At 44.0% G+C, this 16128-nt stretch carries 13 protein-coding genes; 1 reads left to right on the top strand and 12 read right to left on the bottom strand.

From position 1 onward, the window contains the following. Positions 1-89: 89 nt before the first annotated feature. From AAKU64_RS12740 to AAKU64_RS12715, 6 genes are all read right to left on the bottom strand, one after another. Positions 90-1328 carry a pyridoxal-dependent decarboxylase, exosortase A system-associated gene (locus tag AAKU64_RS12740; protein ID WP_354362211.1) on the bottom strand — a complete coding sequence of 413 codons (1239 nt, stop codon included), beginning with the start codon at positions 1326-1328 and terminating at the stop codon, positions 90-92. A gap of 190 nt (positions 1329-1518) precedes the next feature. Further along, positions 1519-3171 (bottom strand): acyl-CoA ligase (AMP-forming), exosortase A system-associated, encoded by a 1653-nt coding sequence (locus tag AAKU64_RS12735; protein ID WP_354330145.1) that lies wholly within the window; start codon positions 3169-3171, stop codon positions 1519-1521. Positions 3172-3240: 69 nt separating this feature from the next. Further along, positions 3241-4593 (bottom strand): PEP-CTERM-box response regulator transcription factor, encoded by a 1353-nt coding sequence (gene prsR, locus AAKU64_RS12730; protein ID WP_354330143.1) that lies wholly within the window; start codon positions 4591-4593, stop codon positions 3241-3243. Further along, positions 4590-6695: an XrtA/PEP-CTERM system histidine kinase PrsK gene (prsK, locus tag AAKU64_RS12725; RefSeq protein WP_354330142.1), complete on the bottom strand. Its 2106-nt coding sequence runs from the start codon at positions 6693-6695 to the stop codon at positions 4590-4592. Before prsK ends, prsR begins: the two co-directional genes overlap by 4 nt. 27 nt (positions 6696-6722) lie before the next feature. Continuing rightward, on the bottom strand, positions 6723-8120 hold the full coding sequence (locus tag AAKU64_RS12720; protein ID WP_354362210.1) for a TIGR03013 family XrtA/PEP-CTERM system glycosyltransferase: 1398 nt from the start codon (positions 8118-8120) through the stop codon (positions 6723-6725). A gap of 226 nt (positions 8121-8346) precedes the next feature. After that, complete coding sequence (locus AAKU64_RS12715; protein WP_354330138.1) at positions 8347-9219, bottom strand: PEP-CTERM sorting domain-containing protein; 873 nt, start codon at positions 9217-9219, stop codon at positions 8347-8349. Between the two features lie 351 nt (positions 9220-9570). Between AAKU64_RS12715 and AAKU64_RS12710 the strand changes: the two genes are divergently transcribed. Continuing rightward, positions 9571-10401, top strand: a complete 831-nt coding sequence (locus AAKU64_RS12710) for a ThiF family adenylyltransferase (RefSeq protein ID WP_354330136.1) — start codon at positions 9571-9573, stop codon at positions 10399-10401. Positions 10402-10482: 81 nt separating this feature from the next. Here the strand turns inward: AAKU64_RS12710 and AAKU64_RS12705 are convergent, their stop codons facing one another. The 6 genes from AAKU64_RS12705 to AAKU64_RS12680 all read right to left on the bottom strand — a co-directional run bounded on the left by AAKU64_RS12705 (position 10483) and on the right by AAKU64_RS12680 (position 15750). After that, positions 10483-11298, bottom strand: a complete 816-nt coding sequence (locus AAKU64_RS12705; RefSeq protein ID WP_354362209.1) for a PEP-CTERM/exosortase system-associated acyltransferase — start codon at positions 11296-11298, stop codon at positions 10483-10485. A 13-nt stretch (positions 11299-11311) separates the two neighbouring features. Then, positions 11312-12226: a transglycosylase SLT domain-containing protein gene (locus tag AAKU64_RS12700; RefSeq protein ID WP_354330132.1), complete on the bottom strand. Its 915-nt coding sequence runs from the start codon at positions 12224-12226 to the stop codon at positions 11312-11314. A gap of 551 nt (positions 12227-12777) precedes the next feature. Then, positions 12778-13896, bottom strand: coding sequence for a nucleotidyltransferase domain-containing protein (locus AAKU64_RS12695; RefSeq protein WP_354330130.1), 1119 nt, complete (start codon positions 13894-13896; stop codon positions 12778-12780). Further along, on the bottom strand, positions 13893-14810 hold the full coding sequence (locus tag AAKU64_RS12690) for an HprK-related kinase A (RefSeq protein ID WP_354330128.1): 918 nt from the start codon (positions 14808-14810) through the stop codon (positions 13893-13895). Before AAKU64_RS12690 ends, AAKU64_RS12695 begins: the two co-directional genes overlap by 4 nt. Then, entirely contained in the window at positions 14803-15063 is a 261-nt protein-coding gene (locus tag AAKU64_RS12685) for an HPr-rel-A system PqqD family peptide chaperone (RefSeq protein ID WP_354362208.1), read from the bottom strand. Before AAKU64_RS12685 ends, AAKU64_RS12690 begins: the two co-directional genes overlap by 8 nt. 63 nt (positions 15064-15126) lie before the next feature. Continuing rightward, positions 15127-15750 carry a hypothetical protein gene (locus AAKU64_RS12680; RefSeq protein WP_354330125.1) on the bottom strand — a complete coding sequence of 208 codons (624 nt, stop codon included), beginning with the start codon at positions 15748-15750 and terminating at the stop codon, positions 15127-15129. Positions 15751-16128: the final 378 nt, after the last annotated feature.

The following is a 16128-nucleotide window of genomic DNA, read 5'->3' as shown; positions in this document are numbered from 1 at the left end:
TTTATTAACCCATGTTAATGTATTTTAAGACGGATGTTTGATGAAAAAATGTAAGCGCGAGAAGAATGTGTTTTAGTAAATTGACGCAATTACACTAATACTTCTATCGCTTTAGGATGTCCCAAAAAATCGTAAGGACTTGCAGACAGACCATAAGCACCCGACTGGAACACGACAATATAATCGCCGATTTGCGTTTGTGGCAACATCATCTCGTCAGCAATGAGATCTAAAGGAGTACAAAGCGGACCCACTACCGACACTGTCTCTACTATCGTTGATGGTGAAAAATTTACCGTCGTAACGGGATAATTTTTGCGAATGACCTGGCCGAAATTTCCTGATGCGGCTAAATGATGGTTAAGGCCGCCATCAATCACCAGAAATATCTTACCGCGTGACAATTTACGATCAATCACTTTAGCGACATAGATGCCCGCCTCACCAACCAGATAACGTCCGAATTCCAATGCCACTCGAATATCGGGGAAAACCGAGCGTATTCTTTCCATGCAGCTGACTAAATGAACACCAATCGGCGCTATATCGAGCGGCAACTCTCCAGGGAAATAGGGAATACCAAATCCGCCGCCAAGATTGAGATGTCTTAGTGGTTTGCTGGCATCCTGCGCCAGAGCGATCGCTAGTTCAATGCTCTTGGTCTGCGCCTCCATGATGGCATCCGCTTTTAAGCTTTGTGAACCACTAAAAATATGGAAGCCAAACCAGTCTACGCAGTCTATATTTAGCGCTGCTATCCGCTGTAAAACTTGTGGCACTTGCTCGGCATCAATCCCGAACTGCTTGGCGCCCCCGCCCATTCTCATGCCAGAGGATTTAAGCTCAAAATCAGGATTGACCCGTATCATTACTTTGGCTTGTATCGTCAGGCGTTGTGCGAGCTGATGCAAACGCTCCAGCTCCCCCTCTGATTCAAGAATAATCATTGCGCCGGAGGCCAAGGCTTGACTTAGTTCGGCATCGGTCTTACCAGGACCCGCAAAACTAATATTGCCTCGTGATGTGCTGGTATCGAGAGCGCATTTCAGCTCACCGGCAGAAGCGACATCCAGACCATCGACTAAACCTGCCATATGTTGCACAACTGCTGGCATAGGATTGGCCTTGATGGAGTAATGCAGATAAATGTCTTTGGGCAAGGACTGGCGCAAATGCTGCACTCTTGCCGTTAGCAAGTCTCTGTCATACGCAAAAAATGGCGAGCTACCGATCCGCTGCGCCAGTCTTGGCAATGCGATCCCGCCAATTTGAAGACAACCATCTTTGGTAGCAAATTGAGTTTGGGATGCGTGCACAGGTTTCTTCATTTTATACAAGGCTTAGCGAAATCTAATTGGGGGCACAGAAGTAACAGAGAAAACTCTTATGTTGAATCATCTTGAGACAGCAAATATCCATATACTCCCCCTACTTTTTAAAGAATATGCCGTATAGACTAGGTTTATTATGGACACTCTATATATACTCATAGAGAGTATTTTTAAACCATACTATAAGTCAGGGCTGAAACCGATCTGCGAATCGCAATTGCAATGCCTTACGATCAATTTTCCCATTGGGATTTCTTGGCAACGCGGACGACTGAATTTCTATATGCGCTGGCACCATGTAGGAAGGCAAACGTCGTTGACACTCTTTGCGCAACACATCAGGATGCAAATCTACTCCCTCAGTATGGCTGGCAACCAGAATAATCGCTTGCCCGGTGACTGGGTGCGGCACGGCAAATACGGCAATCTCTGCCACTCCCTCGACCACATGCACGATGTCCTCGACTTCGGTAGGACTAATCCGGTAGCCAGAGACTTTGATCATCTCGTCCTGACGCCCGATAAAATACAGATAACCCTCCTTATCACGCCGCACTGTATCACCGGACCAGACTGCAATCTCGGGGAGAGGCAAGCCCGTAAGCTGCGCACTACTATGTTTGCCAAGCGGCTTAAAACGTTCAGCCGTTTTTTCCGGATCATTCCAATACCCCAGCGATACTAAGGGACCACGGTGTACCAACTCGCCCTCCTCTTCGGGCTGGCAATGCTGTCCGTCTTTGTTAATCACTAAAATCTCAGCATTAGGAATTGCGCGGCCAATAGAGTCAGGCCGATGATCAACCTCGGACGGTGGTAAATAAGTAGAGCGAAATGCCTCCGTTAAACCGTACATCAGATAAATCTTGATATCTGGCAGATGCGTACGCAAAGCATTCAGCGTCATTTTCGGCATCGCTCCGCCAGAATTGGTGAGATACCGCAAGGAGGTTTTTGCTGGCCATTTTTGTTGGCTGAGCTGGATCCATAGCGGTGGAACACCCGCCAAACCAGTAATTTTTTCTTCCTCAATCATATTGATAATATCGCGAGGAAAAAGATAATTCATTAAAACTACAGTAGCGCCGACAGCAAAACCCGTCGTGAGTTGACTCAATCCATAATCGAAACTCAGCGGCAAAGCAGCCAAAATTCTATCTTGCGGATGATTCTCTAAATAGCTGGTAACGCTGTTAGCGCCAACCAAGAGATTGCGATGAGACAACACCACGCCTTTGGGCTTACCTGTGCTACCGGAGGTGTAAAGAATCGCTGCCATATCACTGTCGATACAGCGATGCGGTAACAATGGTTGATTAGGTAGTTTTTGCGACTGCGATTTTGTCGGTGGCGTTTTCTCTGTCTGCTGTTGTGCTTTGGCGTTTTCTAATCCGATGTCCCAAGAAGCGATTTTAACTTGCGCAACATTCAAGGTAGATTCGCTCGCGCCAACAAGAAAGATCGTATGCAAATCAGGACATTGCACCAAAACCTGAGCAAGCGTGCTTAAGCGCTCCGCCGAAGTCACCAGGATTTTGACATTGCAATCACCCAGGATATGAGCGACTTGGTCGGGTTTCAGTAAAGGATTGATTGGCACAAAGGTCGCGCCAGCTGCAGATGCGCCGAATAAAGCTGGCACGACTTCCAAGCGCTTTTCCAGATAGACCGCCACACGCTCGCTGCGCTGTAAATCTGCTGATAAATATAGCTGAGCCGCGAGTTTTGTATAGTCTTCCAAATCAGCATAAGTCCAGCGCTGACCTTGATAGCACAACGCCTCTGCCATCGGCAACCGATGAGCGCTATGTTCAATTAACTCGTGAACGAGATCGACCATTGATAAATCATCTGTATATGCATTGGCATGTAGGGGTTTAAATACGTCAGTTGTACATGCTACTGGCATCTATTTAATCGCATGGCGATTCATTAAGTCATACAGAGTAGGTCGACTGATCCCCAACAATTCTGATGCTTTTGCGATGTTGCCATCGACTCGGGCGAGTGCTTTAACAACTGCTTTATGCTCGGCTTCTTCACGTATTTGACGCAAATTAATCGGCGCTTCCTCTACCGGCTCTGAAGATAATCCTAAATCGTCTGCAGTAATTTGAGGACCATCCGCCATAATAATCGCGCGTTTGATGCAGTTCTCCATCTCACGCACATTACCAGGCCAGGTGTGCGCCTCTATCATCGCTAACGCATCCTGACTAAAACTCAGACCCGGACGACCTTCTTTAGCATTAAATTTATTCTTGAAGTGATGCGCCAATAATGCGGCGTCACCGGCACGTGCAGCCAGAGGCGGAATATTGATCACGATTTCACTCAGACGATAATACAAATCTTCCCTAAACCGCCCAGTTGTTGTGAGCTCTTTTAAGTTCTGATGGGTCGCACAGACAATGCGTACATCTACCGGAATTTCTTTGTGCCCGCCGATACGTTCAACTACTCTCTCTTGTAAAAACCGTAGCAGCTTCGCCTGCAATGCCATCGGTAAATCACCAACTTCATCCAGAAAAAAAGTGCCTTCATTCGCCAGCTCAATTTTGCCTAGATTCTGCTTCACGGCACCAGTAAACGCGCCTTTTTCGTAACCGAATAATTCACTCTCCAGCAAATTCTCTGGAATTGCGGCGCAGTTGATCGCCATAAAACGCTTGTCTTGACGCGGACTCAGTTGATGCAATGCGCGCGCCAATACTTCTTTCCCGGTACCGCTGTCACCCAACAACATGACGGAAGCCGAGGATGGTGCTACTTTTTCTATACTACGACAAACCTTCATCATGCCTGGGTCACGGCTAATCACGCCAGACATCGGTGAGCTTGACTGCATTTGCAACATGCGGCGGTTATCTTGCTGAAGCGCATGTAAGTAGAATGCACGCTCGATCACTAAGCCAAGCATTTCTGGATCAAATGGTTTTTGATGAAAATCATAGGCACCCATCGCAATCGCCTTAACAGCGTTATCACGCTCCTGATTACCGGATAAAACAATTACTTTGGTATCTGGTGCCATCGATAAAATTTGCTGCAAAATGGCAAGACCTTCTGTTGCTCCATCTGGGTCTGGTGGCAATCCGAGGTCCATCGTAACAACGGCAGGCTCGTGGCGCCGCACCTGCGCTAATGCGCTTTCTCTATCACCTGCAACTACCACCTCATACGCATCAAAACTCCAGCGTAATTGTTTTTGTAGCCCAAGGTCATCTTCAATAATGAGCAGTTTTCTTTTCTCTTGGCTCACATTATTACCTTTTGTGTTTTAACATTTTGCGAAGCATTCGCTTGATCTGAAAAATGGCAAGGTAAGATCACTTTGAAACTGCTGCCGACCGATACACGGCTACTAATTTCAACTCGTCCGCCGAGCTCATCAATATATTCTTTGGTCTCGAAAACACCGATACCCATACCAGCTACTTTAGTTGACACAAATGGGCTGAAGAGTTTTTCACGGATAAATTCTTCCGACATCCCGACCCCTGTATCTTTTATCTCAATTACGGCAAAGTTGTTCTGTTTGCTTAGTACGATTGTTACTTCGCCGTCATTAGGTGTAGCCTCAATCGCATTTTGGATCAGGTGACCAATGACTCTTTCTAAACGCTCCCAATTAGCAAACACTTTTATTGCGCCACTACGTATATCTAATTTCGGCTTGGGCTGATATGGTGATTTAGATTCCACAGCCTTTTGTAATAAGTCATCCAAAACAACTACCGTTGCCTGATCTGCCGACGCCCCTCGACTTAACTTTTGCAGCAAGACTTTCATCTTCTGGACTGAGTGATCTATCGTATCAATCATGTCTTTTTGAAATTCGGGATTGTCCTTATGTTTTTCCGCATTCGATAACAATAGCGACAATTGCGCTACCAGATTTTTCAAGTCATGCACCATGAAGGTAGACATACGATTAAAAGACTCGAACTGTCTTGCAATCATTAAACCATTGGCCGATTCTTGCTGCGCCAGATAACTGGCGGCCTGAATCCCCGCAATTTTTAATAAATCCAATACTTCCCAATTCAACTTGATCTTACTGCGGGATTGGGCAAGAACAATAAAACCAAATAATTTACTATTGAAGATCAGCGGTAAAACTAGCCAAGCTCTCGGGTATTCTCGCAACCAGGTTGGAATAACGGTATCGTCATACGGATTGATGTGTTCGTCCGTACTTTGTAAGTCAATTACCCACTGCTTCTCTTCTAATAAACGGCAAAAAGCACTATCCAAAGGTTCGATAGACTCTCTTAAAGGCATATTCCAATGGCTGACCGGCTCACAATTTCCCGACTCTCGCCTGACGTATAAGGCACCGGCAGGACTCTCCACTAATTCCGCCAAAGCGCGAATCACCCGCTCATCCAAGTCTGTGCCACCAACAGAAAGCGTGCGGGTAAAACGCATCCACTCTTCTCGATAGTCGTAATTATAGTTGTAAAAATGCTTACTTATAAAAACTTTAAGCCAAGAACGTACAGATCCGGAAAAAAGTAAGACGACCAGCAAAATGACGGCCCCAAAAAGAAAGGCCACTTGCATGACCGTCCCCCAATTGCCACCAAAAAATCGGAGGTAATATCCTGCAGCAGCCATCGCTAACAAATAAAATGCCGCACCGAATAGCGTTGCAGAGTGAAACAACATTTTCCTGGATACTAATATTCCGAGTGACCATTTTGGATTGCGGGCAACAGAAATTGCAATCAAAGGAACACTAAGCGAGTTGACGATACCTCTGGCAGCCCAAATTTCTGGATTAACCGCGCGAAACAACATCGCATCGCTGTACAGATAAAAATCATAGGCAAACAAGCCGCCTATACCAAGGCAGGCAAATTTAATTCCCCATCGCCCTTGATCAGACATATTTCTAAAAAATTGCTCGACTAACAAAAGACCAATCACGGCCATGGCAACTCGGCCAAAAGTATCACTAGCGAGACGAATCTGTTCACGAAATACGCTCTCCGAGCTAGCGTGCACATAAATAGTGGCAACAAATAGCGTCACCAAAAATACCAAAATAAAACGTGAATAAGTTGTGGCTCGCGACCAGGAAAATACTTTAGGAGGAGCCTGTGGATTGAGTAATACGAGTAAAAATAAGATCCAGCTCGCTCCTCTAGCAACTTCTAAAGACTGCGAGAAAAGTGATAAAGGAATACCCGTTAAAGCATGATAAGCAAGAATGGCAGACGACCACGCAGTCAGCATGCAGGCAATTGTCAAGGACAGCCAATGAAGCCGGCCTCGCCATAAAGTCATCAAAACAATGGATAACAGTAAAAACGCTGATGCAGCGATGGTGTAACTAAGCGAAGCGACACTAATCAGCATCTAATCTACTTTCTTGAAGCGGGCGTGTTACCTAGCACCTTTGCCTAGCAAAACGACCTGTACTGTTTCCAACAAAATCAAAACATCTAAAAAAAGACTATTGTTTTTGACGTAATACAAATCATATTGCAGCTTTTGCAAAGAATCTTCTACCGAGGCTCCGTAGGCATATCTCACCTGAGCCATACCGGTAATACCTGGCTTAATGCTGTGCCGCAAATTATAAAAAGGAACATCTTTGCATAGCTGATCTACAAAGAAAGGCCTTTCAGGGCGAGGGCCAACAAAACTCATTTCGCCTTTCAAGACATTCAGTATTTGAGGTAATTCGTCAATGCGCAACTTGCGGATGATCTTACCGACTCTAGTAACACGTGGATCATTCGTTGTTGCCCATTGCGGATTACCAGCTCGCTCAGCATTCGTACCCATACTACGAAACTTCAAAACCATATAGGTTCTGCCGTCTTTCCCGACTCGCTCTTGCTTATAAAGGATGGGGCCACGATCTTCCAAATAAATAAGACAAGTAGTAATTAACATGACAGGCGACGCCAACAAGAAAATAATCGCACTGACGAATAAATCAAAAATCTGTTTAATAATTCGCCGCAAAAAATTCTGATTAAATCCATCACCAAAGACGAGCCAGCCAGGCTGTAAAGACTCAACGCGAATTTGACATGCCTCGCGCTCAAAAAAGGCCGCAGCATCAATCACTCTCACGCCACTTAATTTGCACTCAAGCAAATCATCAATCGGAAATTGTGAGCCACGTCGATTTTGTACTGCAACCACAATTTCATCTGCATTATATTTTTCAGCAAGGGTACTTAAGCGAGTGTTCGCGGGGAAAAAATTGACATTAACAACCTGGCAATCTTCATCACTAACTGGCATAAAGCCTAATATTTCATATTCATGATGGGCTGAATTACTCAAAGCAAGTTCACAACACTCCTTTGCAATAGCGCCACTTCCAAGAAAGATAATCCTTGACCGTAAAACGCCAGATTGCGATGTCTTAAATATTAAAACTCGCGCCACCAAAATGCCGATAGCGGCAATAACCAACACAATACCCAGCATACCTCTGCCAATATACAAAGTCGGCAGCACATAAAATACTAAGGTAATGAGGATTAATGCCATGGCAAACGAAGGCATCAGACGAAGAAATGTATTACGAATACCCTCTCTAAAATTGATCTGATACATGCCCAATGCACTCATGCTAAATACGACTGCAAAGGCAAATACACAGGCAGTTTGAAAAAAACTATTAGACGAGGATGAAAACGGAAGTTCATGATCAACATCACGAATCATTGCTCCAAAATAAACTGATACCAGCGAAATGCTGAATTCAATCAAGAGCAAAATCGAAGTGATACGTGATACGTGGTGGTTGGCGATTCTAAACATCTATGCTCCACAGCCCAGCAACAAATTAATTGCAAAAAAAACATTATTCATATAGAGATTACTATATTTTTTGCAATTTTTACAGTGATTAATAAAAATGAAATATATTCTGCGCAGAATGCAACAGCCCAGAATATTTTTACCATTACTTAAGTAAAGACTGGTAAATGCAAAAAAGCTGCCTGATTACTATCAGGCAGCTTCCAACAAAAAAACTTGTTTTATATTATTTTGCTTTACGGCGCAGACTAGCCAGACCTGCCAAACCCAATCCCAACAAAGCGATAGATGCTGGCTCTGGAATTTTATTGGATCTGATTGGATCATTGATCAAACCGGTGAAGCATTGACCTGCGCTGATCTGTGCGCTTGTGCAAACACCCGAACCAGCATCAGCACCGTTGTCACTCAAAGTATATTTACCGTCAAAATCGTGTCCGAATTGAGCGTTTGTATTCCATGAGCTGTAAGCAGTTCCGCCAACAACATCACCGAAAAACGAACCCTTGCCGTCAGCTGGCAAGTTTGTAGAAGTCGCTTGCTGTACCAACGTTGATTGAGTTTCATCAGCTGTTGGATCAAATCCGCCAGCAACATTAACCAATTGCTTTCCTGCACCAAACACTACTTGCAAATAAGCTGGGCCGAGACCTGCAAACGCTGAATAGCTATTGAATCCTGTACGATCGTTTGGATTTGCGTTGAAATCGGAATCCAAAGCATTAATCTTTGTTGCAGAGCGATATACATCCAAATGGATCAATCCATCTGAAGTGCCGCCAGTCGCACCAATGTTGTAGATATTAAAACCGGATGCAGTTGAGACGATATTCAAATCTGCAATGCCGTAAATCATGTAATACAAATAACTACCATCAGACAAACCAGCAGCCCAGGATTTGCCGCCTGTACCCAAGATCTGAGTAATTGAGCCTACACCCCAAGTTGTTTCGTTGCTGCCAGCTGTTGTATTTGTTTCAGTTGTTAAACCGACCAATTTGATATTCAAATTGCCAGTAAGATCATCCAAAGTTGTTGCACCGGCTGACAATGATGCCAAGCCCAAGGATGTTGCTGCTATCCATTTTTTCATGTTCATATTAGTTCTCCACATTTGTTTAGGGCGCGGTTAATTGAGCGTCGACGTCATATAAGCAAATGCTGTGCCACTATTTACCGTTAATATATTCTCATAGGAGAACCCAGTACAAATATCGGTTTTAATGAAAAAAATCATCCTATATTTAGATCTGCTGTAAGAAAAATCGACAGCTTTAAAATGTAAATAAACAGGCTATTTGTCTATGGAGATGCCGCATGGAAATAGCTGTTATCTCTATTAATTACCTACCGGAACGTTAACTAAATTTCACCACTTATGCTTTGACATGTTATATGCTTGTGTGAGCTTAAAACAGTCAATTTTGCAAACATATTCGAGGACATTATTATGACTACCAGTTTTAATTATGATTATTTTGTAACTCGGAATAATGGCTATGTGGATCTGACGACCCAAAAAAAAATCAGCGAAACCACGATCTTGATTGCAGGTTGCGGCATTGGCAGTAGCGTCGCCGTTTGTGCCACGCGGATGGGGTTTTGCAACTTCGTCTTAGTCGATGGCGACGTCGTCGATGCGCATAATCTAAACCGACAATTTTATGATTTTGACGATATCGGCAAACCCAAAGTTGAGGCCTTGAAACGTCAAATTTTACGCATCAACCCTGAGGCTAAGGTTGAGGCGATTTATGCCTACTTAAATAAAGATAACACTGCAGATATCGTCAAAAAAGCTAATATCGTTTTTGATACTGTCGATTTTCTTGATCTCGAAGCAATCCTGAGTCTACATACGGCAGCCAAAGCATTTCACACAGAATTGTTCACGGCCCTGTCTATCGGATATGGCGCTGGAGTTCTTTATTTCCCCTCAGATTCTGGTATTTCATTGACCGATTTAATTGCGAATGACATTCAAGACAGTCAGGGTGAAGGGGATGCGAGTTATGCCAATGTTTTTGCGAAAATAATGAATCGAATTGGCGCTCATTTAGACAAACAAGTCGTGGAGCAGGTGGCAAAAGCGTTAACCATTATGGAAGATGGCAGACCTTGCCCGGCATCACAAATAGCGGTTGGTAGTTTTACGATTGCGGCGATGGCGGTATCGATGATGCATGACGTTATTGCTGGATTAAAAGTGCCAAGCGCACCGCAAATGGTGGTACACAGCTTTAGAAATAATCAAACTAAACTCATCAACATTACCGAGTAATTATTTTCGATTCTGGTCTATCGATAAGCTTAAAAATTAATCTGATTACTAAAATTAATCCGACTCAGATCACCTTCCTTGCTAGGTGCGACGCTTAGTTAGGCGCTGCCAGAAACTACCTAAAAAGGTAAAAAAAACGATCTTAAATGGAATAGGCTGGTCGTTAAACCATGCTGCTAAAAATTTATTTTCTCTTTGCAGACGCTCTTCCAATTCATTTAAATCAACGATAAATGGGGTAACAGGTCCGTAATAATCAGTTTGCGGTCCAATGGGTACAAACCTGAATCCCATCTTATCTAATGAACGTGCGAGTGACCTCTCCATTGCTGCATACCAAAAACGAATTCCATTTTGGCGGCTATACCGATACATTTCCCTATACAGGCCTAACAATAGTAATGGGCTATTGCCTCTGCGAGTCTTCCCGCCTTGGTTAGGTTTAATAGTTGCAGAGCTACCTTTTTCTAAAAAGTCTTTGGACACACCTTCCATTGAATCACCTCGACGTCGACGATGCGTCTTACGAACGACCAGGCGAGATATTTCTCCCGCGATCGCACGATCTGGCATTTCAAAAGTATCAAAAATACTGCAATGACTTTCAAACGGGTAATCTAGCGACGTGAGTGGCTGAACCAGTCTCACAGTCCCTACGATCTCATCTTCCATTGTGTAGGCTGCAAAATGGGTCGCACAATCATCATATTCATCGCTTTCAAGTCCATTTTGAAACTCCTCGGTTGGAAGAAATTGACACTCCAGGCAATAGACCTCGTATCGCAATTGAAAAATTTCTTTTAGCAATACTGATTCAATATTGCCTCGTAATTCCTTACGAAACTTAAAGTAAGGAACCAAAATATCTCGCTTGCCGAATATTCTCTCGATCAACATATTGCCTTCCGCTCTAAAGCTGATTTTTGCTTGCTCGATGCATCACGATGGGTGAAGAGGTTACTAAATTCCTTTGATATGGATGAGTCGTCTTTTGATAAAGACGATTTATTTTTTGAACATAATCATGTGTTTCTAAGTAAGGCGGTACGCCATGATATTTTTCTACCGCACCCTCGCCGGCGTTATAGGCCGCAGCAACGAGGGAAACATTACCTCTAAAATAGGCGAGCAACCAACGTAAATACGATAGCCCACCTTTAATATTGTCTTCTGCATCAAAAGCGTTTTTTACACTAAAACGTTGTGCGGTGTCGGGTGTAAGTTGCATCAAGCCTTGCGCATTTTTTTGCGATAGCGCCTTCTCGTTAAAACCGGATTCGACATAAATAATGGCAAGCGCAAAATTAGCATCAACCGAATAACGTGGTGCCAGCTTTTGTACTAATTGGGCGATCTTTCCTTTGGGATAAACCGGGATAAACGTTTCTGCATTTTTAACGCTAGGGACTTCGACAACGACGTCAAAGCAAGGCGGCAACGAAGTCATTTCTGTAACGACGATCGTACCGAGCATTTGCTTCGCTTGCGGATGTCCTTGCTCAGCAGCGATCTGAAAAAGTTGCTGGGCAATTGCATCATTTCTAGGCACACCTCGACCATTTACATACATCCAACCCATCGCATATTGAGCTTCTGCATAACCCGCTTTGGCGGCTACGCAGTAAAGTTCTAAGGCATGTGGATAATCACGAGGAACCCCTTCGGCGTGTTCAAATTGTGCAGCCAAACGTGTCAGCTCAATTAATTTCGCTTTATCTACATCACTGACTGACGCAGCAATATCAATGCTCTGGTCTGCTAATACGGGAGTATTAATCGCACTTAAAGCCAGCGCGGCAATTAGCAAACGAAGGGGTCTGAACATAGATTGTGTTTATCGCGTTCTCTGTCGCACGCTCTGAACGGGCAGACTCTGTTTCGCTCATGGAATAGCGATTAAACAGCTTGAGAATGTCGATACCTTTTGTGATTATTTTAATTTAGATAGTACAGAGAATTGACGGCGAATAAGTATCAAAGATGCAACTAATGTGGTTTTATTGTTTACTCTTATTTAGGAATAATTTGGAATTGATCAGAGCTCTATATTGCCAGCCAGAGATTAAAGAGATAATGGTTTGCGTTGAGAGAAATTTGATATAAAACCTGTACTAACCCATTGATATTAGAGCGTTAATCCATCGATCTTTAAATAATCAATGCCAATGAATTTACTATACTCCCCTAGTATTTTTTAAAAATACCTCTAATGACCAGGCTTTATATGGACGATATAAAAATACTCGCTGGTAGTATAATTTAAGAACAATTCCTAGGTGGCAACTGCGAGGCATTCATAGGTAAAAAACTTACGCGGATCTCGCTTGCTCTTCTTCTATCTGAGCAACTGATAAAGCAAATGATATATCTTCAAAATCACGCACCTCTATCCTTTTTAGGAGAGATGAATGCCTTATGCAATAAGTGCCGGATAAGCAACAGTGGCGGCATTCGCAACCAGTTGGCACGAATATAAAGTAGTGATCTTGCCAAGCTAGTGAAACCATCATCACAACTACGATGCAGAGGCAATAAAGCGCGACAAAAAAGACTGTCCATCAATGCCAACATCCACTTATTTGGCGCACCAACGTTAGCACTCTCATACACGCCAGCCGGTATGTCTGTATGCAAAAATATACGTGCATATCTGAGGGCGTAAAAAAGTGGCCTGGTTAACTCCAATTCCACCGCACGAGGCACCAGCGCATTCCAGAACTCAGCAGAGCGACCGAAATGTGCCATCAGCTTATGAATATCCAGCAAGTCTCTTAAGCCGTGATGAAATTCACCCTCATAGAACAAATGCACCATGCTGTGCAACACCATGTCAACTGGTGCCAAGGTAAAGACCTGATCGTTTCCGCGAACGGGAATTGTGGCTCGTAGCAGTTTTTTTGAATCCGGGTGCACCGCAGCAGTCTCCGGCAAAATCGCGTGATGCAAGTCCACCACGGTCATGCGTTTAACATGTTGCATCGGAGGCAATTCATGCATCCAATTACGGTAATAGCGCTGATCATATTCATCATGATGAGCCGACTCCCAGCCGTGCATCATCATTGCCGCCTCCACCGCACCCAACTTTTCTTTTGGCACAATCAGATCAATATCGGAGAACAGCCGCCCCTTTGAAGAAGGTAAATCGGCTAGCACATAGGCAGCGCCTTTTAACAATACAACTGGCGTACCAGTGTCTTCAAAAGCCTTAACAATCAGGTACACCTCCCAACGCACCGCTTGTTGATGTTTGTCAGCGATCCGATCTGCCCAGATCAGATGCTGAAGTGCTGGTGGCGGGACAACATCTAAAGCGTGAGCGTCGCGCAGCTGGACGTACAAACTGCCTAGCATATTGGCTGCACGCGCTTGGCGAATCAACAAATCCCAATCCTGAAGTTGGTACGTACTGACGATCATTGGCTGTTGCAGCGCGGCCACTAATAGCTGTCGTCTGTTCGCAAATTGTTGGCTTGAGTAGCTTTGCGTACTCATATTTTTGCGAGCGCCAAAGAGGAGAAAAAGTCCATCGCCTCATCTAAAGAGCTATATGTCAGCTCACAAGAATCTGCACTGTCAATTACATTCGCCAGCGAATGAAAACCGGCACTCCCTAATAGACTGTAGTTAAAAGCGTTATCAGCAACCCGCATAAATGCACGAGCTTTGGAGATATTTTCTACCTTGAGTTTTGTATCTGCTTGGTATTTAGGGAAAATAATCCAGGCCGGCTTCGCGGTCTCCTTATCCCGCTGGACGCTATCTTTTGACGGTTTTAAGTGTGCAACCGTGCCCTTAATCGTATCGTGGACAGGAATACTAAAAACAGCCTCGGGGATATATTTTCTGATCACATCAATCGACTGATTTTTCAAGCTCACTGGGCGTGGTAAAGGTGCGATCAAACCATCGCTCAGCCGTATCAGAGTCAACTCATCCGACAGCAAACGCCAACCGCGATGAATTAAAGCAGCGCACAAAGTACTTTTGCCCGATCCCGGCGGTGCGGGAAGAATCGCGGCATAGCCGTTACGCTCCACCACTGCAGCATGAATAATCAAGTAACTTTGTGCATGGCTGGAAACGCACCAGTTCAACCCCCATTCCAGCATGGGGAAAGCTTGCTGGTATGGCAAAGGCTTGAAGGGTAAATTACCATCACACTCAAACAAAACTTGGGGGCGAATCCAGCGTCTAAGACCGGACGGAGCCGAGAGGCGGACATGAAAATCCGCAAAACGATCGTCAGCGATCATATAGTCTGCATACATCTTCGCAATACCCTTGATCGCGGCAGGAATAGTCGTTTGGATATTCACCACAAAAGAACCTGTCTGCAAATACAGGCCTTGCTTAAGGTGATGAGAGAGTACGGTGGGAGTGAAATCAGACAGCTTCAAATTAGACACGCTCTATTAAAGAAAGAGCATGCAAACTGATGAGAACATCTCGTACATACCGAACCAAGTCATCATCAATTTCAACATTCCATACATCAGCCAGGATTGCCGCAAGAGACTTTGCATCTCCTGGGGACTGTTGCAGTTTTTCCAATATTTGTCCGGCAGCGTGATCTAATAAATGAGTAGCACCTGATAAGGCATTAAAAACGACAACCTCGTCACCCCAATTGTGAGAATTACTAGCGGTGCTTGCAAGCACTCTCCATTCCATATTGCTTAATTACTCCAGAGCATCGCGTGTTTTCAAAAACCACTAAAAAGCTTAAACCCACGTAGCTTTTAAGTACGTGACGATTTGTGCTGCATTCCAATATACGCCAGGCGAAGGAGAGAAACGTCCCTGGCTTTGCCATTGCGTGAACATCTGGCGAATCTTATCGGTCGTCAAAAATGGCGTCCAATGGCTCGCTGAGTTCAGATATGCGGCCATTAAATACATGCCGATATAGTAATTTGCATTATCAAAAGAGAGTCCCGCGACCAAATCGGAACAGGTCACACCATAATATTTGGATGATTTTGAGCAGTCAGTAAATACTTGCTGGAACTTTGTGCCGTTGTTCTTTTTGTCAGGATTATCATGCTTTAAGTTTGCTGGCCAGTTTGTTGTACCCGCCCAGTAACAAGGAGAACATGCATAATTTGATTGAGGAACGCCGCGGTGGCTTTGATTACCTGATTGAAAGCCAGAAGGTGACTGCGTAGTACAGGCGAGCACAGGGCGACTGGCCATTGTCATCAGCACGCCAGTGGTCGCCAGACCCGCTTTGGTGAACCTTCGGCGAGATTCGCCTGAAAACTCAGTCGGAGATACAGAATGGCGATCCTTGCCATCTGCCAAAGATCGTCCGTCTTTCCCTGAGCCGTGATTTTCTTCTATATTCATGACGCTCTCCGTCCTGCATTATGATTTACGTTAAGCAGCATCTAATTTAATTTGATTTTTAATAATGCGCAGCAATTGCTTCACTAAAGCAAAATACATTCCATATTGGAATTAAAATAATTTCTTACTTAGAATCAAATACTTAAAATAATTTAATTAAATAAAAAAACAAGTAATTCTTTTTGCAAACCAAACCGTAAAAATTCTCGACAAGGATATAACTTAAATAAAGTTCAACACTTGAATTAGCGATTCCGAATTTTTATTGTGCAAAAAATATGTATTGAGACCTTTGCATGACAGCCTTAATCAGAGCCGTTTCAGCAAAGGTTGAATTTTTAAAAAATAAAATGATGCTTTTTTAGTGATTTTGTCTTC

The sequence above is a fragment of the Undibacterium sp. GrIS 1.8 genome (genome assembly GCF_040544445.1).
GTDB lineage: Bacteria > Pseudomonadota > Gammaproteobacteria > Burkholderiales > Burkholderiaceae_D > Undibacterium.
The sequence above is the reverse complement of the archived record's forward strand: the minus strand, read 5'-3'. Positions and strand labels throughout refer to the sequence as shown.

Coding starts and splice junctions, on each gene's coding strand:
- AAKU64_RS12740 (WP_354362211.1), bottom strand. CDS start 1,328: ATGAAGAAACCTGTGCACGCATCCCAAACTCAATTTGCTACCAAAGAT.
- AAKU64_RS12735 (WP_354330145.1), bottom strand. CDS start 3,171: ATGGTCGATCTCGTTCACGAGTTAATTGAACATAGCGCTCATCGGTTG.
- prsK (WP_354330142.1), bottom strand. CDS start 6,695: ATGCTGATTAGTGTCGCTTCGCTTAGTTACACCATCGCTGCATCAGCG.
- AAKU64_RS12720 (WP_354362210.1), bottom strand. CDS start 8,120: ATGTTTAGAATCGCCAACCACCACGTATCACGTATCACTTCGATTTTG.
- AAKU64_RS12715 (WP_354330138.1), bottom strand. CDS start 9,219: ATGAACATGAAAAAATGGATAGCAGCAACATCCTTGGGCTTGGCATCA.
- AAKU64_RS12710 (WP_354330136.1), top strand. CDS start 9,571: ATGACTACCAGTTTTAATTATGATTATTTTGTAACTCGGAATAATGGC.
- AAKU64_RS12705 (WP_354362209.1), bottom strand. CDS start 11,298: ATGTTGATCGAGAGAATATTCGGCAAGCGAGATATTTTGGTTCCTTAC.
- AAKU64_RS12700 (WP_354330132.1), bottom strand. CDS start 12,226: ATGTTCAGACCCCTTCGTTTGCTAATTGCCGCGCTGGCTTTAAGTGCG.
- AAKU64_RS12695 (WP_354330130.1), bottom strand. CDS start 13,896: ATGAGTACGCAAAGCTACTCAAGCCAACAATTTGCGAACAGACGACAG.
- AAKU64_RS12680 (WP_354330125.1), bottom strand. CDS start 15,750: ATGAATATAGAAGAAAATCACGGCTCAGGGAAAGACGGACGATCTTTG.